This window comes from Acutalibacter sp., from assembly GCF_056800975.1.
The window spans coordinates 1-21,999 of the sequence record NZ_JBQISV010000035.1; the positions used below are offsets into that span (position 1 = coordinate 1).

20 protein-coding genes are annotated in these 21,999 nt (G+C 61.4%); 9 read left to right on the forward strand and 11 right to left on the reverse strand.

What is annotated here, in order from left to right:
- The 3 genes from ACTO5E_RS05615 to feoB all read left to right on the forward strand — a co-directional run.
- On the forward strand, positions 1–988 hold a 988-nt coding region (locus ACTO5E_RS05615; protein WP_482302300.1), incomplete at its 5' end, for an ABC transporter permease.
- A 563-nt stretch (positions 989–1,551) separates the two neighbouring features.
- A complete protein-coding gene (locus ACTO5E_RS05620) occupies positions 1,552–1,857 on the forward strand; it encodes a FeoA family protein (protein ID WP_482302302.1) in 306 nt (101 codons plus the stop codon).
- On the forward strand, positions 1,844–3,967 hold the full coding sequence (gene feoB, locus ACTO5E_RS05625) for a ferrous iron transport protein B (protein ID WP_482302304.1): 2,124 nt from the start codon (positions 1,844–1,846) through the stop codon (positions 3,965–3,967). The genes ACTO5E_RS05620 and feoB overlap by 14 nt, the downstream gene beginning before the upstream one ends.
- 456 nt (positions 3,968–4,423) lie before the next feature.
- Here the strand turns inward: feoB and ACTO5E_RS05630 are convergent, their stop codons facing one another.
- From ACTO5E_RS05630 to ACTO5E_RS05670, 9 genes are all read right to left on the reverse strand, one after another.
- Positions 4,424–4,693, reverse strand: coding sequence for a hypothetical protein (locus tag ACTO5E_RS05630; RefSeq protein ID WP_482302305.1), 270 nt, complete (start codon positions 4,691–4,693; stop codon positions 4,424–4,426).
- Positions 4,683–5,444, reverse strand: a complete 762-nt coding sequence (locus tag ACTO5E_RS05635; protein WP_482302306.1) for a pseudouridine synthase — start codon at positions 5,442–5,444, stop codon at positions 4,683–4,685. The genes ACTO5E_RS05630 and ACTO5E_RS05635 overlap by 11 nt, the downstream gene beginning before the upstream one ends.
- Positions 5,445–5,691: 247 nt before the next feature.
- Positions 5,692–7,620 (reverse strand): glycoside hydrolase family 127 protein, encoded by a 1,929-nt coding sequence (locus tag ACTO5E_RS05640; protein ID WP_482302307.1) that lies wholly within the window; start codon positions 7,618–7,620, stop codon positions 5,692–5,694.
- Between the two features lie 80 nt (positions 7,621–7,700).
- Positions 7,701–8,864 carry a D-alanyl-D-alanine carboxypeptidase family protein gene (locus ACTO5E_RS05645; protein WP_482302309.1) on the reverse strand — a complete coding sequence of 388 codons (1,164 nt, stop codon included), beginning with the start codon at positions 8,862–8,864 and terminating at the stop codon, positions 7,701–7,703.
- Positions 8,865–8,912: 48 nt separating this feature from the next.
- A complete protein-coding gene (ytfJ, locus tag ACTO5E_RS05650; RefSeq protein ID WP_482302310.1) occupies positions 8,913–9,338 on the reverse strand; it encodes a GerW family sporulation protein in 426 nt (141 codons plus the stop codon).
- Positions 9,335–10,003 (reverse strand): hypothetical protein, encoded by a 669-nt coding sequence (locus tag ACTO5E_RS05655; RefSeq protein WP_482302312.1) that lies wholly within the window; start codon positions 10,001–10,003, stop codon positions 9,335–9,337. Before ACTO5E_RS05655 ends, ytfJ begins: the two co-directional genes overlap by 4 nt.
- Before the next feature lie 40 nt (positions 10,004–10,043).
- Positions 10,044–10,625 carry an SMC-Scp complex subunit ScpB gene (gene scpB, locus ACTO5E_RS05660; RefSeq protein ID WP_482302314.1) on the reverse strand — a complete coding sequence of 194 codons (582 nt, stop codon included), beginning with the start codon at positions 10,623–10,625 and terminating at the stop codon, positions 10,044–10,046.
- 17 nt (positions 10,626–10,642) lie between these two features.
- Positions 10,643–11,359 (reverse strand): segregation and condensation protein A, encoded by a 717-nt coding sequence (locus tag ACTO5E_RS05665; protein ID WP_482302315.1) that lies wholly within the window; start codon positions 11,357–11,359, stop codon positions 10,643–10,645.
- Positions 11,360–12,055 carry a site-2 protease family protein gene (locus tag ACTO5E_RS05670; RefSeq protein WP_482302317.1) on the reverse strand — a complete coding sequence of 232 codons (696 nt, stop codon included), beginning with the start codon at positions 12,053–12,055 and terminating at the stop codon, positions 11,360–11,362.
- A 213-nt stretch (positions 12,056–12,268) separates the two neighbouring features.
- Between ACTO5E_RS05670 and rpmB the strand changes: the two genes are divergently transcribed.
- Positions 12,269–12,457 (forward strand): 50S ribosomal protein L28, encoded by a 189-nt coding sequence (gene rpmB / locus ACTO5E_RS05675; RefSeq protein ID WP_482302318.1) that lies wholly within the window; start codon positions 12,269–12,271, stop codon positions 12,455–12,457.
- 649 nt (positions 12,458–13,106) lie between these two features.
- Here rpmB and ACTO5E_RS05680 read toward each other — a convergent pair.
- The gene (locus ACTO5E_RS05680; protein WP_482302320.1) at positions 13,107–13,925 is read right to left on the reverse strand and encodes a mechanosensitive ion channel family protein; all 819 of its coding nucleotides are present in this window, start codon (positions 13,923–13,925) and stop codon (positions 13,107–13,109) included.
- A gap of 681 nt (positions 13,926–14,606) precedes the next feature.
- Here ACTO5E_RS05680 and ACTO5E_RS05685 point away from each other — a divergent pair.
- Positions 14,607–16,277 carry an MORN repeat-containing protein gene (locus tag ACTO5E_RS05685; protein ID WP_482302322.1) on the forward strand — a complete coding sequence of 557 codons (1,671 nt, stop codon included), beginning with the start codon at positions 14,607–14,609 and terminating at the stop codon, positions 16,275–16,277.
- Positions 16,278–16,378: 101 nt separating this feature from the next.
- On the opposite strand, the gene ACTO5E_RS05690 is transcribed toward ACTO5E_RS05685, so the two are convergent.
- Positions 16,379–16,633, reverse strand: a complete 255-nt coding sequence (locus tag ACTO5E_RS05690; protein WP_482302323.1) for a hypothetical protein — start codon at positions 16,631–16,633, stop codon at positions 16,379–16,381.
- A 113-nt stretch (positions 16,634–16,746) separates the two neighbouring features.
- Here ACTO5E_RS05690 and ACTO5E_RS05695 point away from each other — a divergent pair, with 113 nt between their 5' ends.
- The 4 genes from ACTO5E_RS05695 to ACTO5E_RS05710 all read left to right on the forward strand — a co-directional run.
- Positions 16,747–17,280 (forward strand): tRNA (cytidine(34)-2'-O)-methyltransferase, encoded by a 534-nt coding sequence (locus ACTO5E_RS05695; protein WP_482302325.1) that lies wholly within the window; start codon positions 16,747–16,749, stop codon positions 17,278–17,280.
- A 178-nt stretch (positions 17,281–17,458) separates the two neighbouring features.
- Positions 17,459–18,043, forward strand: a complete 585-nt coding sequence (locus ACTO5E_RS05700; RefSeq protein ID WP_482302327.1) for a pentapeptide repeat-containing protein — start codon at positions 17,459–17,461, stop codon at positions 18,041–18,043.
- Between the two features lie 301 nt (positions 18,044–18,344).
- Positions 18,345–19,046, forward strand: coding sequence for an ABC transporter ATP-binding protein (locus ACTO5E_RS05705; protein WP_482302328.1), 702 nt, complete (start codon positions 18,345–18,347; stop codon positions 19,044–19,046).
- Between the two features lie 18 nt (positions 19,047–19,064).
- Positions 19,065–21,999: FtsX-like permease family protein (locus tag ACTO5E_RS05710; protein ID WP_482302329.1), on the forward strand; the 2,935-nt coding region annotated here is incomplete at its 3' end.

Genomic DNA, 21,999 nt, shown 5'->3' on the forward strand with positions numbered 1-21,999 from the left:
TGAGGAGATTCTTGCCCTGCCCAATGTAGACGCCGCCGCGGTGTACACCCGCCGGAGCTACACCAATTACTCCTTCTACTATGGCAACACCGAGCTCTCCGGCTGTCCTGTATACGGGGTGGACAACAGCTATTTTTCCACCTGCGGCTACTCTGTCAAAGAGGGCCGGATGTTTGTGCCCAATGACTTCACCGAGCTGCGCCATGTGGCGGTCATAGACTCCAACACCGCCAAAACCCTGTTTCAGGGCGACGCGCCCATTGGAAAGACCATTGAGTATAACGGCGTGGCCCTGGTGGTGGTGGGCGTGGTAGAGATGGACATCAAATTTGAGCCTGTCATCAACTCCATTGAGGAGTATTATACCTATATGGGCAGCAAAAAAAGCGGAGCCATCTTTCTGCCCAACGTCATCTGGCCCTCCATGTTTGCCTACGACGAGCCCGAGGAGGTGGCGGTGCGGGTCAGCTACACCGAGGCCATGTCCAAGGTGGGCAAGGATGTGGCGGACCTTTTAAACACCTACAACACCAACACCAACATTGTCTATCAGGCGGAGGACACCCTGAAGCAGGCAAAGGAGCTGCAGGACCTGAGCAACGCCACCAACCAGCAGCTGGTGTGGATCGCCAGCATCTCCCTGCTGGTGGGCGGCATCGGCGTGATGAACATCATGCTGGTCTCGGTGACAGAGCGCACCCGGGAAATCGGCCTGAAAAAGGCCATTGGGGCCAAAAAGAGCCGCATTCTCTGGCAGTTTCTGACTGAGGCTGCCCTGCTCACCAGCCTGGGCGGTCTGTTGGGGGTGGGCGTGGGCATTGGCCTGGCAGAGCTCATCTCCCACATTGCAGAGACGCCGGTGGCCATCAGTGTGCCAGCCATCCTGTTCGGCGTGCTGTTCTCTATGGTGATCGGCATCATCTTCGGACTCATGCCCTCGGTGAAGGCCGCCAACCTGAACCCCATCGACGCACTGCGCCACGAATAATTCTTTCGCAAGCAAAGAGCCGGCCAACATGGGCCGGTTCTTTTATTTTGTGTAAGCCCACAGTCCTCAAGGCCGCCCCCCTCCCGCTTATGCAATTCGCGCAACAACAGCTCCTCCTCACCATGTCAACGTCAAAATACAGCGAACCCGGCCCTACCCTACCCTTCTACATCCCCCAATTTTTCCACCGGCATAGCCAGACCGCGGTTCCCGCAGACATCCACGCTTCCAAACCTACCGGCTTCCCGCAAAAGCTTTTAACCCGTCGCTTCAATCCGCAAAAAAACACATCCCTCTCAGAAAGAAACAGAAAACCCGGCAAGGTCCCGCAACAAAGTCAGCGGCAAAACCTGACAAGTCCTAAAAACAAAATCAACTAACCAGATTTCCCCCATAGTATAAAACAAACCGCCTCCTTCGCAGCGCAATGGGACAGCCTGCCACGCTCCATCCTTTCCTTCCTCCTACATCCCCCTCGTTTTCACGGGAATCACCGCGTGGACATATAGTAGAAATGGGGGAATCCCCCCCGGTTTCGATATTGAAACGGGAGATGAATGCGTATGGAGATCAATCATGAGCCCGGCCTGGCTGGGCTTTCGGCCCTGGCGCGGGGCGAACGGGCCATTGTGCAGGCCCTGACTGTGCAGGGGCCCATGCGCCGCCGCCTGCAGGACCTGGGCCTGGTGGCGGGCACACAGGTGGAATGTCTGGGGGCAGGCCCCCTGGGCAGCCCCTGCGCCTATCTGGTGCGGGGGGCGGTGATTGCTCTGCGCCGCCAGGACGCGGACGGGGTTCTCACCAGCCCCGGGGAGCAGCCCGCCCCAGCAGGGCTGCTTGGGGAGGCGCTGGATCATGGGGCTGTCTAGAGAATCCACTGGCGGGGGCGCGGTGAGCAAGCCCCTGGTCATTCAAAAGCGCCGCCCTGAAGACCGGGTAGTGGCTCTGGCCGGCAATCCCAACGTAGGCAAGAGCACCGTGTTCAACGCCCTCACAAAAATGCACCAGCACACCGGAAACTGGCCCGGCAAAACCGTTGCCACCGCCCAGGGCAGCTGCCGCCACAAGGGCCGGGGCTATGTGCTGGTAGACCTGCCCGGCTGCTACTCCCTCCAGGCCCGCTCTGCCGAGGAGGAGGCTGCCCGTGACTTCCTCTGCTTTGGGGGGGCCGACTGCGCGGTGGTGGTCTGCGACGCCACCTGCTTAGAGCGCAACCTGAATCTAGTGCTGCAGGTGCTGGAAATCACCCCCCGGACCGTGGTGTGCGTCAATCTGCTGGACGAGGCCCGGCGCAAAGGGGTCTCGGTTGACCTGGAAAAACTCTCGCAGCTGCTGGGGGTACCTGTGGTAGGCGCTGCCGCCCGGGAGGGCCAGGGCCTCTCCCAGCTGATGGACGCCCTGGACGCTCTGTGCCAGGGAGAACCCGCCCAGCCCCACGCCCCCCCGGTTCCCTATGGCGTACAGGCCGAGAAAGCCCTGCAAGCCCTAACCCCTGCCGCCGTCCGGCTGGCAAAGGGAAAGCTGCCCCCCCGCTGGCTGGCAGCCCAGCTGGCAGGCGGGGCCAGCCTGAGCAGCTCTCTCATCCAGGCTCTGGGCACAGACCCCCGGGAAGACCCAGAGGTCCAGGCAACGCTCAACACCCTGCCGGACCGGCAGGCCTTGGGAGACGAAATGGCCGTCCAGACCGTGAAGCGGGGAGAGTCCATTGCCCGCCAAGCCACAGAAAACGCCTCCGGCGGCTACAGTCCCCGGGACCGCCGCCTGGACCGGCTTCTCACCAGCCCCCTCACAGGCTTTCCGGTGATGCTGATGATGCTGCTGGGCATTTTCTGGCTGACCATCGCCGGGGCCAACCTGCCCTCTCAATATCTCAGTCAGGGCCTGTTCTGGCTGGGCGACCGGCTGGGAGAGGGGCTGGCCGCTCTGGGCTCTCCCCCCTGGCTCACCGGGCTGCTGTGCGACGGCATGTACAAAACCCTGGCCTGGGTAACCGCGGTCATGCTGCCGCCTATGGCCATCTTCTTCCCCCTGTTCACCCTGTTAGAGGACCTGGGCTATCTGCCCCGGGTCGCCTTTAATCTGGACCGCTGCTTTCAGTGCTGCGGGGCCTGCGGCAAACAGGCCCTGACCACCTGCATGGGCTTTGGCTGCAATGCCGCCGGGGTCGTGGGCTGCCGCATTATCGACTCTCCCAGAGAGCGGCTCATTGCCATGCTCACCAACTCCTTTGTACCCTGCAACGGGCGGCTGCCCATGCTCATCTCACTCATTACCATGTTCTTTGTGGGCGCCGCCGGAGGGCTGGGCAGCTCCGTGCTGTCTGCGGCCCTGCTGGTAGCGGTCATCGGCCTGGGGCTGCTCATGACATTGGCGGTCTCCAAGCTGCTGTCGGCAACAGTGCTCAAGGGCGTCCCCAGCTCCTTCACCCTGGAGCTCCCCCCCTACCGCCGGCCTCAGGTAGGCAAGGTCATCGTGCGCTCCATCTTCGACCGCACCCTGTTTGTCCTGGGCCGGGCCGTGTCTGTGGCTGCGCCGGCCGGGCTGGTGATCTGGCTGCTGGCCAATGTGCAGGTGTCGGGCAGTTCCCTGCTCAGCCACTGCGCCGGGTTTTTAGATCCCTTCGCCCGGCTGTTTGGCATGGACGGGGTGATTCTGCTGGCGTTCATTCTGGGCCTGCCAGCCAACGAAATCGTCATCCCACTGATGGTAATGGCCTATCTCTCCCAGGGAAGCCTGGTGGAAATGTCCGACCTGGCCGCCCTGCGCACCCTGCTCACCGACAACGGCTGGACCTGGGTAACGGCCCTGTGCGTCATCGTCTTCTCGCTGATGCACTGGCCCTGCTCCACCACCTGCCTGACCATCCGCAAGGAGAGCCAAAGCTGGAAATGGACCGCTCTGGCCGCCGCGCTGCCCACAGCCTGCGGCCTGGGGGTCTGCTTTCTCCTCAACGGAGTCTGCCGCCTGCTGGGCTGCTGACCCCCACCAGTCTGCACGCCCCGACACAATCAACGCTTGACTTGCCCCTCCAACATCTAACTCAGCCCAGTCAACCTCTGACTTAGCCCAACCAACACCTGGCTTACTTCAGCCAACGTCCGACCTCATGCAACAGCCGCAGCCATTACCAGAGGATGGGCAAACCCACACCGATAAATGCTGAGCAAGCCCTTCCCATTCCCCAGCCCCAATAAGCAAAAAAGCCTGCGTCCCGAAACAACGCAGGCTTTTGCTATGTCTGAGACTTGGGCTCGTTTGAAAAATCGAAAACGCCGTCTTTTTTACCAGAAGCAGCCATCTTCTGCGTCGAAAATCCTCGTAATACGCAAGTATTGGCGTAGTTAGCGTAGCTAACTACAGCGGTTCTTCTCCTTGAAGCTGACCGCTTCTGGTCAAAAATCCGTCATTTCCTCTATTTTCAAACAAGCCCTAGCCCTAAAACTCCGCCAGCCAATACTCTCGAATACGGGCCACCTGAGACACGCCAATCGCCGTCCTGCGGCACAGCTCCCGGGCAGAGGGCGGCAGCGCCGTCTCACTCAAGGGCGGCGGCTCTGCCACAGTCAGCGCCGGCAACGGTCCGGCCACCGGGGCCTCCACCCAATAGTCCTCTATGGTCTCGTTATAATGAAGCCCCAGCCGCACCACACAATAGACCAGCAAAAACAGGCACGCAAACAGCAGGCCCCTGCTGTCACGCCTCACGGGCCGAACGGCCTCCCCTTGCACCGGACTTCTTGGCCTCAGCCAGCAAGCCCTTCACTTCCTCCTTGGTCAGCTGGCGGTATTTGCCCTGGGGCAGCATTCCCAGCCGCACCGGTCCCACGGCAATGCGCTTCAGCCGGGCCACCTCCAGGCCCAAAGCCTCGCACATCCGTCGAATCTCCCGGTTGCGCCCCTCATAAAGCACAATCTCCACCACCACGCGCCCAGGCTGCTGCTCCAATACCCGGGCCTTGGCCGGCGCTGTCCTGCGCCCGTCCAGCAAAATGCCTGTGCTGATTTTCAGCAGCTGGTCCTCCGTAATCCCCGGCCGCACTGTCACCCGATAGGTTTTTGCCACATGGGTACTGGGGTGGGCCACCGCGTGGGCAAAAGCCCCGTCGTTGGTCATCAGCAGCAGCCCCTCCGAGTCCTTGTCCAGCCGCCCCACCGGGTACACCCGCTGAGAAAGCTCCTCTACCAGCTGGGCCACGCACCTGCGCCCCCGCTCGTCCTCCATGGTGGTGACAAAGCCCCGGGGCTTGTGCAGGGCCAGATAGACCTTTTCCGTCGTCCTGTCCAGACGCCGGCCGTCCACCGCCACCACATCCCTGCCAGGCAGCGCGCTGTCCCCCAGCCCGGCGGTACGGCCGTTCACGGTGACACGCCCGTCCTTAATCAGCTGCTCCGCCTTCCGCCGGGAGGCCAGTCCTGCCTGCGCCAGTATTTTCTGCAATCTGACTCGTTCCGCCACAGCCCTTCCCCTTTCAACCCAGTAATAAAGTAAATTTTATTTTCTGCCCCATCAAGCCAAAGTCCAAACCAAGAAAAATTCATTTATAAGTGTACAGGCAAACAGGCTCAAAAAATGACTTTCCCCTAATAACAGCCTGGTTTTACCCCTCAATCCTGCCGCATTATTTTCGTGTCCGACTTTGCCAACAGACCCCGGTCAACGTAAAAAACTCTCATCCCATATTTTCGGTGATAAATACAGACTCTCAGTTCTCCGGCAGCCACACCCGCATCTGGTTCAGCCCCCGGTTGGCCCACGCGTAATAGGGAATTAGCCTGACCTCTGCCGGGACCCGCTCCGGGCGGCAGCTGGTGTAAAGCTCCTTGATTGCCTCCGTGCGCCAACCCTGAGCCACCACAGGCGCCACGCCACCCAAAAGCGTCGGGTCAAAGGCCAGCTCCCGCAGGCCCCCCTCCCGGTCCAGAGAAAGAGAGAACACCTCGCCTCCATTGTCCGCGCCCTCGGCGCAATAGACCAAAGGCCCCCGCTGCACAGCCACCCGGCCGGAATCCGCCGGCACCCGCTGAGAGGCATAGACCTTCCGGGGCTCCATGTCCAACACCAGCTCAAGCTTGTCCCCTGGGGCAAATGTGCCGGAAATATAGGCATATCCCTCCCGGACCACCCCACTGAGGTCCACCTCTTTGCCATTATGCAGCAAAACCGTCCTCCGGCTCCACGCGGGAATGTGCAGAGCCACCGTAGTCTCAACAGGGTCCAAAAAGGTACAGCTCACCCGCCCGTCATGGGGATAGCCCGTCTCGCAGCGCATGGCCCAGCCAAAGGGGCTCTCCAGTCTTCCGTCCAGATAAGTATGCAGAAACAGCGTGTTCTCCCCTGCCGAGAAGGCATAGCTGCCAATGGACGCCAGCAGCCGGGCCACATTGGGCGGGCAGCAGGCGCAGGCATACCACTGGGGACGCTGGGGCAGAGCATGACGCTGGGTTGCCGCCTCTCCGGCAATGCCCGGGGCCGACTCCAAGGGGTTCACATAGAAAAACCGCCTGCCGTCCAAGGCCATGCCCGCCAGCGTTGTGTTGTACAATGCCCGCTCCATTACATCCGCATACTCCCCTTTGGGTTCCAGCTCCAACATCCTCCTGGCGAAGAAAATCAGGCCGATCGAGGCGCAGGTCTCCGCATAAACCGTGTCGTTGGGCAGGTCATAGTCCACTGTAAAGGCCTCGCCCAGTACAGTAGACCCAATCCCCCCGGTGACATACATCCGCCGCTGGACAATGCTCTCCCACAGCCGCTCGCAGGCCTCCTTCAGACCAGGGTCGCCGGTCTCCCGGGCCAGGTCCGCCATGCCGGTGTAAAGGTACACCGCCCGCACCGAATGCCCCACCGCGTCCCGCTGCTCCCGCACAGGCCGTGCGCTCTGGGTATAGTTCTTGTCCAAAGCCACATCGTTGGGCTGCCAGACATACCAATCCCGGTTCTTCCGCTCCTCCACAAAATAGTGTGGCTCCTGTCCCCGCACATCCACAAAATGCTGGGCCAGCTCCCGATACCTCTCATTCCCACTGGCCCGGTAGAGCTTCATCAGCGCCAGCTCAATCTCCGGGTGCCCAGAGTAGCCCCGGGTATTTTTCTGCATAAATTCCTGGTAGATATGGTCAGCGCAACGCTCCATAATATGCAGAAACCGGTCCTTGCCAGTGGCCTCGTGATAGGCGCACGCCGCCTCCATCAAATGACCGGCGCAATAGAGCTCATGAGCCTCCTGCAAATTTGTCCAACGCTGGCCCGGCCTCTTCACCGTAAAATAGGAGTTGAGATACCCATCCGGGAACTGAGCCCGCTCCAACAGCTCCACCACCTGGTCCAACTGCTGTTCCAGCTCCGGGTCCCGCTCCGCGGCCAGAGAAAAGGCCGCGGCCTCCATCCACTTGGCCACATCGCTGTCTTGAAACACCATGCCGTAAAATTCCTCGCCCAGGGGCTCTCCTGCCTGGGCCTTGGCCGCCAGCCGCAGGTTCTCAAGGGCGTGGCTCTTCTCCACGCCGGGAAGCTGGTCGTTGAGAATGCTGTACTGATAGGGCAGCACGGTCTCTCTCACCAGCCTCTGCTTTTCTGCCCAAAATCCCTTTTCCAGTTTGACTGCCGTTACCGGTAAACCTCTGCTCTGCATATATTCCGACTCCCTTCCATTCACTTTCTGCACATTTTTCAGCGTCCAAATATGATTACGACGCCCTCCCCCAACCCCTGTCAGCGAAACCAGCCCTTCACCGTCTCCCAAAACTTCTCCCAGCCCGCCGGCTCCGGGGGCTCAGACACAGCCAGGTCCTCTCCTGCCAGAATGGGCACGCTGTATATCTCCTGGCCGTCCAGCAGATACTGCACCCGCCCCACCCGTTCCCCCTCTGTCACCGGGGCATAGAGAAACCCGGGCAGCAGCACCCGGCTGGTCACCCGCCGGGCCTCCTCCCTGGTCAGGCTGAGGCGGATGCCCTGCCCCGCCCGCACATGGGCAGACTCCCGCTCTCCGCCCACCACAGCCACAGCCTCCGGGCAGGCCCCGTCCAGCTCCAGGGTCTCCGTGGTGGCAAAGCCATAGTCCAGCATGGCCATATGGTCGTCCCAGTCGTCCGGAGCATTCAGGGTCACGGCAATCAGCCCCGTTCCCTCCCGCCGGGCGGCAGACACCAGACAACGCCCCGCCTTTTTGGTAAAGCCCGTCTTCACCCCCACACAGCCCTCATACAGCCGCAGCAGCTTGTTGTGGTTGGCATAGCCGACCTTCTGGGCTGGCTCCACAAACTCCACCTGCAGGTTGGCGCTGCCTGCAATGCGGGCGAACTCCGGGTTTTCCAACGCCGCCCGGGCCAGCAGAGCCATGTCGTAGGCCGTAGAGTAGTGGGCCTCATCGTCCAGCCCCGAGGGGGTCACAAAGTGGCTGGATTCCATGCCCAGTTCCTGAGCCCGGGCGTTCATCAGCTCCGCAAAGCCCTCCTGACTGCCCCCCAGGTAAATGGCGGCGGAGTTGGCCGCGTCATTGCCCGAGGCCAACAGCATGCCCTCGGCCAGACTGGTCAGGCTCAGCCGGTTGCCGGCCAGCAGCCCCATAGAGGAGCCCTCCACACGCACCATCTCCTCGGTGATGTCCACCACCGGGTCCCCTGCCCGCTGGGCCTCCTCCAAAGACAGCAGCGCAGTCATGATTTTGGTGGTGCTGGCCATTGCCAGCTGCTCATGGGCGTTTTTCTCAAAGATGACTCTGCCGTCGTCCGCAGAAATCAGGATGGCGCTCTGGGCGGAGACCTGGGGCTCCTCCGGCTCCGCCCCCTGGGTTGTGGGGAGGGGCAGAGCCAACAGAAGCGCCGCAAGAAACGCCCCTGCCCAACGCCGCGATTTTTTTTCCAATCCTATCACCCGCCTTCTGCCAAAGACTATGCGGACAGGCGGCGGGATATGCTTGCCTTACTCCTTTGCAGCCTCCGGCGCCCCGGCCGGGGCGGGCTCAGGCTCCTCCTCCTTTTTCCGGTTGAACAGCGAGCCCAGCATGTCGGCAATATCCGGTATCTTCTCCAAAGCCCTGTCCACAGGACTGAAATAGGGCTCAATCTGAATCACCCGCACATTCCCCTGGTGGATGGAGAGAAAGGCGACCGGGCTCACCGTAATGCCCGCCCCGCTGCCGCCGGCAAACAACCCCTGGGGGGGCTGGGCCTTTGAGGGCAGGTCCGAGCCCCCGGCGGCAAAGCCGTAGTTCACCCGGGAAATGGGGATGACCGTGGTCCCGTCCGGGGTGGTGATCGGGTCCCCCACCACGGTGTTCACGTCCACCATCTGCTTAATTTTTTCCATGCTGGACTCCAACAGCCCGCTTACCTTGTTCTCGCTCATGCTCTGCTTCCTTTCTCTGTTTGTTTCTCCCGACTTTGTGAAGCTTTTGGCTTTACACGCAGCCGCCTCCATATGCCCAGCCCCCCAAACAGCAGGGCCAAACCCGCTTGCAACACAAAAAACGGGCGGATGGAAAGGCGGGCTGTAAAGTCCACCATATTCACATCACTGTGATAATCCAAGTCCACTGTAAGGCCTTTTGCTTTACATGGCAGCAGATGAAACAGCCCCCCGCAGGCCCCATAAACCCCGGCGGACACCCTGCCGTAAAGGAGCGCCGCCGCAGCCGCGTCCCCGCTCCCGCCGAGGCACAGGTAAAGGTCAAACTCCCGCAGCTTCAGCCGCCGCAAAAGCCTCCCGGAGGTCCGCCCCAGCAGCTTCAGCAAGTCGCCCAGCCCTTGCAAAAAGCCCCCCAGCCCCTTCTGCCGCAAAATATCCTTCAGCTGCCCCTGCCAGTCCGGCCCAGCCTTTTGGGGCTTTTCCTTCTCCGGCTCCGGTTCGGGCTCCTCCTTCGGCTCCTGGCCCGGCTGCAGCTTGTACCGAAAAAACAGATACCGCAGCTCCAGCCCAAACTCCTCCTGAAAGCGCAGGGTGGCGTGCAGGGGCGTCAGGGTCAGCAGCAAAAGGAACAGCAGCAGGCCGCCGAGAACATAAAGAACGATCACGCCGCCCCCCTCCTTTCCTCATGAGTCCAAAACCGCCCGGTCAGCCCAGCATAATCTGCTCCGGCGCTTGGTCGCTCTCCCCGCTGTCTTCCTCCTGGTCCTCCTCGCCGTCGCCCCCCGGCGGGGGCGGCAGCTGGTCGATAGAGGACAGCTGGAAGCAGCGCAGAAAATTCTCGGTGGTGCCATACAGCAGGGGACGGCCCGGCAGCTCCAACCGGCCCCGCTCCTCCAAAAGCCCCTTCTGCACCAGGCTTCCCACCACGCCGGAGCAGTCCACCCCCCGCACCTGCTCCACAAAGGCCTTGGTTACGGGCTGGTTATAGGCCACCACCGCCAGCACCTCCATTGCCGCCTGAGACAGGGGAGTGTTCCGCTTCAGGTCCAGCGCCGCCCGCACCGGCTCAATAAAGGCCGGGTTGGTGCAGAACTGGGCGGCGTCCCCCAGCACCAGCAGGTGAATGCCGCTGTTGCGGGTATTGTATTTTTTTTTCAGCGCGGCCAGAATCTCCTCCACCGCGTAGGTCCGCACCCCCAGCACCTGGGCGATGCGGTCCAGGGCCACGGGCTCTCCCCCTGCAAAGAGAATGGCCTCGATCTTGCCCATCAGCTCGTTATTTTTCATAGCTCCCCTTTACTCTCTCACGAATTGGCCCGCTCCCGGCCCAGCAGCCGGACCTGGCAGGCGCTGTCCTCCCCTTCCACCCGAACCCGGCGGCTTTTCACCAGCTCCAGCACTGCCAGAAACAAGGCCACCCGGGAAGAACGGTCCTGCTTCTGTGCAAACAACGCCTGATAGGCCACTGTCCCCCGCCGCCAGAGATACCGCAGCACAAACACCGTCTGGCTGGCCACAGAGACGATCCGGGCGCTCACCAAAGCCGAAAAGCTCTCGGGCTTGGGGGGCAGCAGGCTTTTGCCCTTGCCCCATGCAGCCCGCAGGGCCTGGCCCAGCTCCCGGGGGTCGTGAACCCGCTGGTATGTAAAGTCGGCGGGCAGCTCCTCCGCCGGCCGGGTGACTGTGTCAAAGGCCGCCTGCTCCCGCAGCTTTTCCGCCGCCCGCCGGCACTGCTGATATTCCAGCAGCAGGCCGGTCAGCTCAAGTCGGGGGTCTTCCTCCTCCTCGGGCCGGGGCAGCAGCGAGGCGGTTTTGATGTACACCAGCCGCGCGGCCATTTCCAAAAACTCGCTGGCAATGTCCAGGTCCGCCTCCCGCATCAGCTCAATCTGCTCTATATACTGGTCCAGCAGCTCCGCAATGGGGATGTCGTAGATGTCGATTTTATTTTTCGCCACCAAAGCCAGCAGCATGTCCAGGGGGCCCTCATAGACCTCTAACCTGTATTGCAGCTTATCCATTTACAGCACACCAAACAGCCGGAAGGGCAGCGCGGCAATCCAGGTAATCCCTTGGGTCAGCACGCTCTCCACCGCGTAAAGGGGGCCTGAAAAGGCGCCCGAGAACATCAGCACAAACAGCGCCATCACAAAGATATTCTGATACCGGTAATAGGTAGCCAGAGCCCGGTCGCTGAGGAAAGCCCCCAGAATCCGGGAGCCGTCCAGAGGGGGAATGGGCAGCAGGTTGAACGCCGCCAGAGTCACGTTAACAGTGACATAATAGCTGAACATATTGAGAATAAAGTCCGTGACCGCGTTATAAGGTGCAAAGGCCAGCACTGCAAACAGCAGCACCGCCCCCACCAACGCCGCCAGCAGGTTCGAGACCGGCCCGGCCACAGCCACAATGGCCATGTCCCGCTTTGGCTTCTTGAAGTAGCGGGGGTCCACCGGCACAGGCCTTGCCCAGCCAAAGCCGAACAAAAACAGCCACACCGTGCCCACCGGGTCCACGCTGGCCAGGGGGTTCAGGGTCAGGCGGCGTTCCAGCCTGGCAGTGGGGTCTCCCAGCTTGTTGGCAGTCCAGCCGTGGGCCAGCTCATGCAGGGGCAGAATGCACACAATGACGAAAATGATGGCCAGCACCTGGGCCAGCACCGCCTTTACATCGACGCTGCCCCCGGCCATAATGGTCCGTATCACACTGAGGATCATAAGGAGGCTTCCTTTCTTTCGCTCTGAGTTTTGGTCCTTCGGGGGCGGCTTTCCCCTGCCCGCGAAGGCTGCACTCCAAGGATTATAACCTATTTTCAGGAAAAAGACAATTCCTTTCAAAAAAAACTTGCAATTTGTTCCTGCATCTGTTATAATCCTAGTTGTTGATTTTTAAGACCCGCATCATACCCGTACTTGTAAGGAGGTGCAGATATGGCAAAATGTGAATTCTGCGGCAAGGGCGTTGCGTTCGGTTGTAAGGTTTCTCACTCCATGCGTCACTCCAACCGTTCCTGGAAGCCCAACATCCGCCGCGTCAAGGCGATTGTGGACGGGACTCCCAAGCGTGTTTACGCCTGCACCCGCTGCCTGCGTTCCGGCAAAGTGACCCGCGCCGTGTAACTCCGGCCCCAAGGAGCCAGGTACATCTGAAAGCAAACAAGGGCTGTTGACTGGGCCTGCCTGCGGGCGGCTCACAAGCAGCCCTATTTGTTTTGCCATTTTTCCTGACCAGGGAGGCGTACTGCCTGACAAAAGCCTCTCCCGCTGAAACAATATTTTTGGGGTTCAGCTCCCCCTCCCCGCCCATCCTCCCAATCTACCGGCAGCAAAACCGAACGCTCGCCGGCTTGCTCTGCAAGCCGTAGAAGCTTTGCTCCGCAAACCTTCCGCAGCCGCCAAGACCCCGCGTCTGCGCTCGCTGGGCTTCTGCGTTTCAGCCTGCAAACAGTCCGCCGGAAGAAAAGCTTTTTCTGTCTCGGTATATGGGGGGAACACATAAGGCCCTTCCCCTGAATTTGCTGGCTGCTAACAGTCCGCTGGTCTCCCTGCGGTCGACCTCGCTAAGTTCGACTTGCCTACGGCAAGTCGGCGGCGGCGCAGCTCTGCCCCGTCCCAAACTGAGATTTGGGAGCGAACCCGTACCTCGCCTCTTTGCTGTCTGCACCGCCTAAGTTCAAGGTCAAGGTCGCCTCCGGCGGCCGAGTTCACGAAGTGAACTCGCAGGCTCTGCCTTAAGAATCCGCCAGGGGCCTAACGCCCCTGGACCGCGCTATTTGGTCTCCACATGCACGTCCAGCTGTGGAAACGGGATGGCAATGCCCTCCTGGTCAAAGGCCAGCTTCACCGCCTCCTGCATGGCAAAATACAGGTCCCAATACTCCTCCTGCCGGCACCAAAGCTTCATCACCAAGGTCACCGAGCTGTCCTTTAGCTCCCCCACCGCAATCACCGGCCCCGGCTGGTCCAGCACCCGGGGGTCCTTCTCCGCCAGCCTTGCCAGCACCCCCTTGGCCTTCTGCAGGTCCGCCGAATAGGCCACCCCATAGCTCAGGTCCAACCGCCTGGTGCCGTTGGTGCTGAAATTCACCACCACGTCCCCCGTCACCCGGGAGTTTGGCACAATGACCTCCTTGTTATCAAAGGTCGCCAGAATGGTATAGAGAATCTCAATCCGCTTAACCGTGCCCTCATAGCCCCCAAAAGCCAGATAGTCCCCCATTTTGAAGGGTTTGGTAAAAATAATCTGCATGCCGCTGACCAAATTGGAGAGACTCCCCTGCAGGGCAAAGCTGGCGGTCAGCCCCGCCGCCCCCAGCGCCGCCACCAGAGAGTTGACGTTAATCTGCAGCTGGGCCACCGCGCTCACCGCGGCCACCATCAGCACCACAGCCCGCACCAGCGAGCCGATAAAGCCCGCCACCAGCGGGTCGCCCCGGCCCTTTTTCACAGCGTTGCGGGTCAGCCGGGCCGCCAGCCGGGCCAGCCACCACCCGGCCAGAAAAATCAGCCCCGCTGCCAGAAGATTGCCCCCCATTTTCACCAGCCACGTCACAATCGCGGCCAAAAAGCCGTTCTGCTCCTGACTCATCCAACTCCTCCTTCCTTTTTCCCCTCCATTATACCACCAACCGGGGCGAAAAAGGAAGAATTTCCTGGAAAATTTTCGCAGAAATTCATTTCCCCCTGTTCCCCGCCCGGTATTTATGCTATAATGTGTTCTGACGAATATAAAAAGATTCCGTCCGGCAAAGCAAAAACCAGAGAGAACCGAACCCCAAACCGCGAAAAGAGGCGCCCCATCGCCGCCTTTGACCTTACGCGTTCCATCCGCTGCTGTCCCACAGCATAAATTGAGGTACACCCCGACAGCGCGTTCAGACAGACCTTATCCCTTTTTTCGCGTTGACAATTTTGGGGCAGCACCAACCGTGCTCAACAAAATTGCCTTTGCCGGCTCTTGTACACATCCAACGAAAAATTGTCTGCGCAGCCCCCCTACAGTCTCTATACCGTGTCGCCCTTTCAGTACGCGAGACACATAAAGCTTCCGGGCGGCTCCGCACATTTTTGGTCTGTTGACAAACTCGAGTTTAGAAAAACAATGCACAGAATTAGGCTACGAAAATTCGGTTTTTCCTTTTTACTTGTACGTTTAACAGACCCATTTTCCCCCGAAGTCCGGCCGAAATATGGGGACACGCCCGAAAAGAAACCGCCAAAAAGTCCGGGTAGGCGCACAGCCTCCATTTGTCACAAGGAGTAGGAGATTATGGAAAAATATTACGACGTCTGCTGGGTCTGCTTCCCTCTGCGGGACGGCCCGGACCCTCTGCACGGAGAGCTGGCCCAGGCCCGCCTGCGCTTTTTTACCGGCGGGCGGCGCGCCGTGCGCACAGAAAACAGCCTGACCGTCAAGGGCTTCAGCGGCCGGGTAAAGGGCCGCATCTCCCAGCGGAGCCTGTACTGGAAAAAGACCGTCAAGGGCGTCTCCGGCGGCAGCGTTGTGCTGGAAGAGGCCTTTGGCCAGAAAGGGGGCTGGCTGGTGGTGGCCCGGGACTTCCGGGGCCTGATTGTCAGCCGCAGCTTTTTTGACAAAAGCCACCGCTGGCTCAAAAGCGAATATTACGAGCCCTGGGACTCCACAACCCCCCGGGTGGCGTTCTCCCCCCAGGAGGGCGGCGGACTTCTCCGCCGGGACTGGGACGGGGAAAAAGCCGCTTGGCGGGACACCCCTCTCTCCCCCGCCCCCTACCGCTCCGGCACGGCCGGGCAGAGCCTGGTAGACGCCCGGCTGGGCCCGCCCCAGATCCTCATGCTCACCACCAAAGGGGAGCTCTGCTTCACCCCCCAGCCCCAGGCCCGGCAGCGAGAGGCCGCCCTGGAGGAGGTCAGCGGCGGCACCATGGTGCTGCTGCCCGCCTGGGAGGTCCGGGAGGGCGAGCTGCTGGACGGCACAGAAGAGGGCTCCTCCATCACCTTCACCAGCCTGGAGGAGTACGCCAGAATCCAGCCGCCTCCGGGGCAGGAGGCCCCTGCCCCCACCCCGGAGGAGCCCGGACAGGTCCCGGCCAGCCTCCCCGCCCCCAGCAGCCCCGAGGAGGAGTTCCGCCCCGGCAGCGAGGAGGAGCCCGAGGCCTGCACAGAAGCTCAACCCGAATCTCCCCCCCTGCCCGACACAGAGGACCAGCCCGAAGCCCCTCCCCTCTCTGACAGAGAAGACCAGTCGAAAGAAAAACCGGAGCCAGACCCGCCCGAAGAGGAAGCCCACACCGAAAATGTAGAGGCCATTCTGGCCGAGGCCGCGGCACAGCGGAACGCCTCCCCTGCCAGCCCCCCCACCGGGAGCCTCACCGGCCGGGGACGCTCCCAGCAGCCCAGCGGCATGACCTCCTACGAGGGAGAGTACCAGCAGGGCAAACGCCACGGCTTTGGGGCATACTACTACAAGGACGGCAACCTGTGCTATGCCGGCTCCTGGAAGGACGACCGCCGGGACGGACTGGGGGTGTCCTTCCGGGACAGCGACCACGCCCTGCATGTGGCCCACTGGCAAGAGGGCCAGCCCCAGGGCCTGGTCAGCCTGTTCGACAAGGACGGCAGCCTGCGCTACAGCGGCCGCATTGAGAACGGCAAAAAAGAAGGGGCCGGGGTCATGATCAACGGCCAGGACGGCACAGTGTTTGTCGGCCAGTGGGCTGGGGGCGAGGCCACCGGCCTGGGCTCTGCCTTTGACAGCCAGGGCCGGCTGCTGTATTACGGCGGCTGGAAGGAGGGCCGGCATCACGGCCACGGCACAGAATTCGACCTCTCCGGCAGCGTGGTGTTCGACGGAGAGTTTCGGGACGGAAAATACTACAACGGCGTGCTCTACCAAAAGCTGAAGGCTGACGCCAGCGAAGCCTGCGCCGGGGCCCCGGACAGTCTGCCTCCCAAAGCGTAACGCTGTCATAGCAGGAGGAAAACCCGCCCGCCTTCCCCCTTCTTCCCATAAAGAAAAGGGCGAAAGCCGAAACCGGCTCCCGCCCCAGGCCTGCGCCGGGCTCAGCGCAGCATCTTCTCCATGTCTCCAATCAAACTGCCCACCGTGTGAATGGCACGGCTGGCGTTCTTCTTCATGTGCGCCGCCTTCCGGTGAGAGCCGCTCATGGCCTTTGTGCCAATCGCCGCCACTGCCGCGCCGGTGAGCAGCCCCAGGCCCACGCCCTTTGCCACGTTCATGGTCTGCTTATACATTGCGTCAAACCTCCCTATCAGAATGAGTAATCTGACCAGCCTCAACACAGCTGTCATGCTCATTTTTCCCCCTCCTCTCCCATTTTATCATCGCAGGGCCCAAAAAGCCTCAATTTGACAGATTGCCCGTCCATTCTCTCAGGAGCCAGCCTTCCTGCGCCCCGGAAAGGACCCTTATGGCCTCTCTCAACATTGTTCTCGTCCAGCCCGAAATCCCCCAGAACACCGGCAACATTGCCCGCACCTGCGCGGTCACCGGAGCCTCCCTGCATCTGGTGGGCCCCATGGGCTTTGTGCCCAGCGACAAAAAGCTCCGGCACGCGGGGCTGGACTACTGGCAGTATCTTGACCTGCATCTTTACCCTAGTCTCACCGATTTTATGGAGAAAAACACTGGCAATTTTTTCTTTTTCTCCACAAAGGCCCCCCGGCGGCACTCCGACGTCTCCTACCCCGACGGCTGCTGGCTGTTCTTTGGCAAAGAATCCGCCGGCCTGCCCGAGCGCCTGCTGTTTGAAAACCCGGACCGCTGCGTGCGCATCCCCATGATGGACCACGCCAGAAGCCTGAACCTGGCAAACGCCGCGGCCATCGGGGTCTTCGAGGTGCTGCGGCAGTGGGACTACCCCCAGCTGCAGTGCCGGGGCGAGCTGCGTGATTTCGACTGGGCCGCCGCCCGGGCCCGCCGCCCCGGGTCAGAGTTTCTATAAGAACTTGTACCAATAGGATTTGTGCCTGGATTTTCGAGCAAATTTTGCCGAGGCGCAAACCCCCAGGCAATCTCGCGATTGGCAAGGGGTTGCAACACAGTCAACCGTAAAATTTGCCGAAAAGACAGGTGCAAACTCCGATTGATACAAGTTCTAAAAAGACACAGGAGGGCTTTCTATGCCGTCAAAATACTACGAGGGAGAGGACTTCCAGAACCTGACCCTCACCGAAGCCCGCCTTGAGGGGCTGACTTTGGTAGACTGCTCCTTTACCGGCTGCGTGTTCGAGCGCTGCCAGCTGGTCCGCTGCGCCCTCACCGAGTGCCGGTTCACCCGCTGCCGGGTGATCGACCCAAAAAGCGAATCCAGCCAGGTAAAATTCCTCTCTCTCCAGGACTGCGCCCTCACCGGCGTCAACTGGAGCCTGCTGCTGCCCGCCGGAAGCTTTGGAGAGCCCCTGGACAAGCTGGAGGCCTGCCGGATGAAATACAATTTCTTCACCGAAATGGACCTGCGCCGGTTCTCCTTTGAGGGCAGCTCCCTCACCGAGTGCATGTTCACTGGCTGCAACCTCTCCGAAAGCCGTTTTTCCGGCTGCAGCCTGGCCGGCACCGAGTTCTTTCAGTGCAGCCTCACCGGCGCGGACCTGCGGGGGGCCCAGGGCTACCGAATCGACGTGCCCAGCTGCCAGCTGAAGGGGGCCCGCCTCGCCATGCCCGAGGCGGTGAGCCTGCTCTACAGTCTGGGCGTCCGGCTGGAATAGGCCTTTCCCGTTGGCCTTCTTCGCCCTGTAAAGACAATTTGTTTACAAATTCCCCCTTCCATTGGACAGGGGGATTTGCTATAATGAGGGTGCTTAGGGCTTGTTTGAAAAATCGGAAACGCCGTCTTTTTACCCAGAAGGGGCCCCTTTCTGCGTCAAAAATCCTCGCCAATCGGAAGATTGCCTTGCGGTTTTTTCCTTGAAATGAATCCCTTCTGGGTAAAAATTCGTCATTTCCTCTATTTTCAAACAAGCCCTACACTGTATCCCCATGAACCCCACAAAACCGGGAGGAACCGAGATGCATTTTATCCAGTTTGAAAACGTCTGCAAATTCTATACCATGGGCGAAAACCGCATTGCCGCTGCCGACCATATCAGCTTTTATGTGGAGCAGGGGGAGTTCTGCGTCATCGTGGGCCCCTCCGGGGCGGGCAAAACCACTGTGCTCAACATGCTGGGGGGCATGGACTCCTGCGACGAGGGCGCCATCACCCTGGACGGGGCGGCCATCAGCAGCTACACCCCCCGGCAGCTCACCGCCTACCGGCGGTTGGAGGTAGGCTTTGTGTTCCAGTTCTACAATCTGGTGCAAAACCTCACCGCCCTGGAAAACGTAGAGCTGGCCAGCGAGATATGCCCCCGCCCCCTGGACGCGGCCCAGACCCTGCGGGAGGTGGGCCTGGGAGACCGCCTGCGGAACTTTCCCGCCCAGCTCTCCGGGGGCGAGCAGCAGCGGGTGGCCATTGCCCGGGCCCTGGCCAAAAACCCAAAAATCCTTTTGTGCGACGAGCCCACCGGCGCCCTGGACTACAACACCGGCAAGGCGGTGCTGGGTCTTTTGCAGGACACCTGCCGGAGAACCGGCCGCACGGTGCTGGTCATCACCCACAACGGGGCCCTCACCGCTATGGCGGACCGGGTCATCCGCATCAAAAGCGGCAAAGCTGTGTCCAACGAGGTAAACCCCTCCCCCATCCCCGTGGAGGAGATCGAATGGTAACGGTCAGGAGGTAGCCCCATGAAGAAGACCTACGCCAAAAGCATCATCCGCACCGTGCGGGGCAGCCTGTCCCGCTTTTTCGCCATTTTCGCCATTGTGGCCCTGGGCTCGGGCTTTCTGGCCGGAGTGCTGGCCTCTCCCCTTGACATGCGCATCTCAGCCGACAGCTACTGGGACGATACGGACATGTTCGACCTGCGGGCCCTGTCCACCCAGGGCCTCACTGCCGCGGACATAGAAGCCCTCTCCCAGCTGGAAGGGGTAGAGTCCGTCATGCCCGCCTATGACATGGACCTGGTCATGCTGTCCAGCCAGGGAGACGCCTACACCACCCGCCTGCACTCTCTGCCCCAGACCAACGCCCCCCAGCTGAACCAGCCTGTGCTGCTGGAAGGCCGTATGCCCGAAAAGGCCGGGGAGTGCGCGGTCATTGTCTCCCGCAGCTTCAAAAAAGAGGACTGGGTGGGCCAGACCCTTGCCCCCAACCCGGAGGAGGACCACGAGAACCCGCCAAAGGAGCTCACCGTGGTGGGCACCGTGCGCAGCGCCCTGTATATCTCCCTGGAAAACGAGCACTCCACCGCCGGCGCCGGCAGTCTGGAGCTGAAGCTCTACACCCCGCCCGAGACCTTTGACCAGGACTACTACACCACCGCCTACCTGACCCTTACCGGCGGCAAGGAGCTCAACGCCTTTTACAAGGCCTATCAGGACCTGGCGGACCAGCTCTCCGCCCGGCTGGAGCCCTTTGGGGAGGACCGGGCCGCAATCCGCTGGCAGGAAATTGTGGACGAGGCCAACGCCGAGCTGGCCGACGGCCGGAGGGAGTATGAGGAGGCCAAAGCCGAGGCGGAGCAGGAGCTGGCCGACGCCCGGCAGGAATTGGAGGACGGCCAGCAGGAAATCAGCGAGAACGAGCAAAAGCTGGCCGACGCGAAAAAAGATCTGGAAGAGGGCCGGAAGGAGCTGGACGACGGCCGGGCCGCTCTGGAACAGGAGACCGCCAACGCCCGCCAGAAAATTGCCGACGGGCGCAGCCAGATCAACAGCTATCAAAGCCAGCTGAACAGCGGCCGGGCGCAGATTGCCGACGCTCAAAAGCAGCTTTCCGCAGCCCGGGCCCAGCTGAACGCCGGAGACCAGGAGCTTGCCGCCGCCAAGTCCCAGCTGGACGAAACCCAGGCCCAGCTGGACAGGCTGGACCAGGGCAAGGCCGCGCTGTTTGCCGCCGCCGCCCAAATGGGCCTGCCAGAGACCGACGGCTCTGACCAGGCCGCGCTGGCCCTCATCGCCGCCCTGGAACAACAGGCCCCTGAGGCGGCAGGCCAGTTCGCCCCCCTCAAGGCCGGGCTGCAGGCCCTGGCCGCCCAGGGAACAGACTCCGCCAACGCCCGGGCCGCCTGGGAGCAGGGCCTGGCCGAGTATGAGCAGGGGCTTCAAAAGGCCCAGTCCGCCCGGGCTGAGCTGGAAAAAAACCAGACCGCCCTCAACAGCCGCCTCAGCCAGCTGAATACCCAGCAGAACACTCTGAACGCCCAGCTTCAGGAGCTGAACAACGCCGAGGCCGCCCTCAGCTCCACAGTGGCCGAAACCCAGGCCCAGCTGGCCCAGGGAGAAAAGGATCTGGCCGACGGTCAGAAGGAGTACGACGACGGCGCGCAGAAGCTGGCCGACGCAAAAAAAGAGCTGGCCGACGGCTGGCAGGAGTACAACGAGGGCAAGGCCGAGGCCGATGCGGAACTGGCCGACGCGGAGCAGGAGCTGCTGGACGCCCAGGCGGACATTGACGCCATTGAGCCCGGCGAATGGTATATTTACGACCGGCAGGACAATGTGGGCTTTTCCAGCTATGCCTCCAACGCGGACAAGATTGCCGCCATTGCCCAGGTGTTCCCGGTGTTCTTCTTTCTGGTGGCCGCGCTGGTGGCCCTCACCACCATGACCCGCATGGTGGAGGAGGAGCGCCAGCAGGTGGGAGCCATGAAGGCTCTGGGCTACTCCTCCCCCCAAATCGCCGCCAAATACCTGCTGTACGCCGCCTCAGCCAGCCTGTTGGGCTGCGTCTTCGGGGTGGTGGTGGGCATGTGGCTGTTCCCCACCGTAATCATCAACGCCTACAGCATTATGTACCTGCTGCCCATTACCCTCACCCCCTTCAGCTGGCCGCTGGCGCTCACCGCCTCTGGGGCAGCGATTCTGTGCACCCTGGCGGCCACCCTCAGCGCCTGCTGGGCCGCTCTGCGGGAGTCCCCCGCCCGGCTGATGCTGCCCAAGGCCCCCAAGGCAGGCAAACGCATTCTGCTCGAGCATGTCACCCCCCTGTGGAGCCGTCTGAAGTTCACCCAAAAGGTCACCGCCCGCAACCTGATGCGCTATAAAAAGCGGTTCTTCATGACAGTCATCGGCATTGCCGGGTGCACCGCCCTTCTGGTGACCGGCTTCGGCATCCGGGACTCTGTCTCTGACATTGTGGAGATCCAATATGGAGAGCTGTCCCATTACCAGCTGATTGTGGGACTGATGAGCGGCCAGGCCCTGGAAGACCCGGACCTGCTGGACACTCTGAACGACCCGGCCCAGGTGGAGGACTGGATGGCCGCGCTTCAGGAAAATGTCCGCACCGCCCCCCAGGGCAGCGCCCCCCAGGACGACGTGACCCTCTTTGTGCCCCAGGATACCTCCCGCCTGCCGGAGTTCTTCCAGTTCCGCCACCGGACGGACAGCCAGCCGGTAGAGTACAACGAGAACGCGGTCATCGTCACCGAAAAGCTGGCCCAACGCCAGCGTCTGAAGCCAGGGGACTCCATCACCGTGAAAAACCAGGACGAGGCCGAGGCCTCCTTTGTCATCACCGATATCTGCGAAAACTATGTGGGGCACTACCTCTACCTCTCCCCCGCCGCCTATCAAAGGCCTTCCACACCCTGCCAAAGCCCAACTCTCTGCTGTGCGC

Coding starts and splice junctions, on each gene's coding strand:
- ACTO5E_RS05685 (WP_482302322.1), top strand. CDS start 14,607: ATGGAAAAATATTACGACGTCTGCTGGGTCTGCTTCCCTCTGCGGGAC.
- scpB (WP_482302314.1), bottom strand. CDS start 10,625: ATGAAAAATAACGAGCTGATGGGCAAGATCGAGGCCATTCTCTTTGCA.
- ytfJ (WP_482302310.1), bottom strand. CDS start 9,338: ATGAGCGAGAACAAGGTAAGCGGGCTGTTGGAGTCCAGCATGGAAAAA.
- ACTO5E_RS05695 (WP_482302325.1), top strand. CDS start 16,747: ATGGCCTCTCTCAACATTGTTCTCGTCCAGCCCGAAATCCCCCAGAAC.
- ACTO5E_RS05640 (WP_482302307.1), bottom strand. CDS start 7,620: ATGCAGAGCAGAGGTTTACCGGTAACGGCAGTCAAACTGGAAAAGGGA.
- ACTO5E_RS05680 (WP_482302320.1), bottom strand. CDS start 13,925: ATGAGTCAGGAGCAGAACGGCTTTTTGGCCGCGATTGTGACGTGGCTG.
- ACTO5E_RS05620 (WP_482302302.1), top strand. CDS start 1,552: ATGGAGATCAATCATGAGCCCGGCCTGGCTGGGCTTTCGGCCCTGGCG.
- ACTO5E_RS05665 (WP_482302315.1), bottom strand. CDS start 11,359: ATGGATAAGCTGCAATACAGGTTAGAGGTCTATGAGGGCCCCCTGGAC.
- feoB (WP_482302304.1), top strand. CDS start 1,844: ATGGGGCTGTCTAGAGAATCCACTGGCGGGGGCGCGGTGAGCAAGCCC.
- ACTO5E_RS05700 (WP_482302327.1), top strand. CDS start 17,459: ATGCCGTCAAAATACTACGAGGGAGAGGACTTCCAGAACCTGACCCTC.
- rpmB (WP_482302318.1), top strand. CDS start 12,269: ATGGCAAAATGTGAATTCTGCGGCAAGGGCGTTGCGTTCGGTTGTAAG.
- ACTO5E_RS05705 (WP_482302328.1), top strand. CDS start 18,345: ATGCATTTTATCCAGTTTGAAAACGTCTGCAAATTCTATACCATGGGC.
- ACTO5E_RS05670 (WP_482302317.1), bottom strand. CDS start 12,055: ATGATCCTCAGTGTGATACGGACCATTATGGCCGGGGGCAGCGTCGAT.
- ACTO5E_RS05690 (WP_482302323.1), bottom strand. CDS start 16,633: ATGAGCATGACAGCTGTGTTGAGGCTGGTCAGATTACTCATTCTGATA.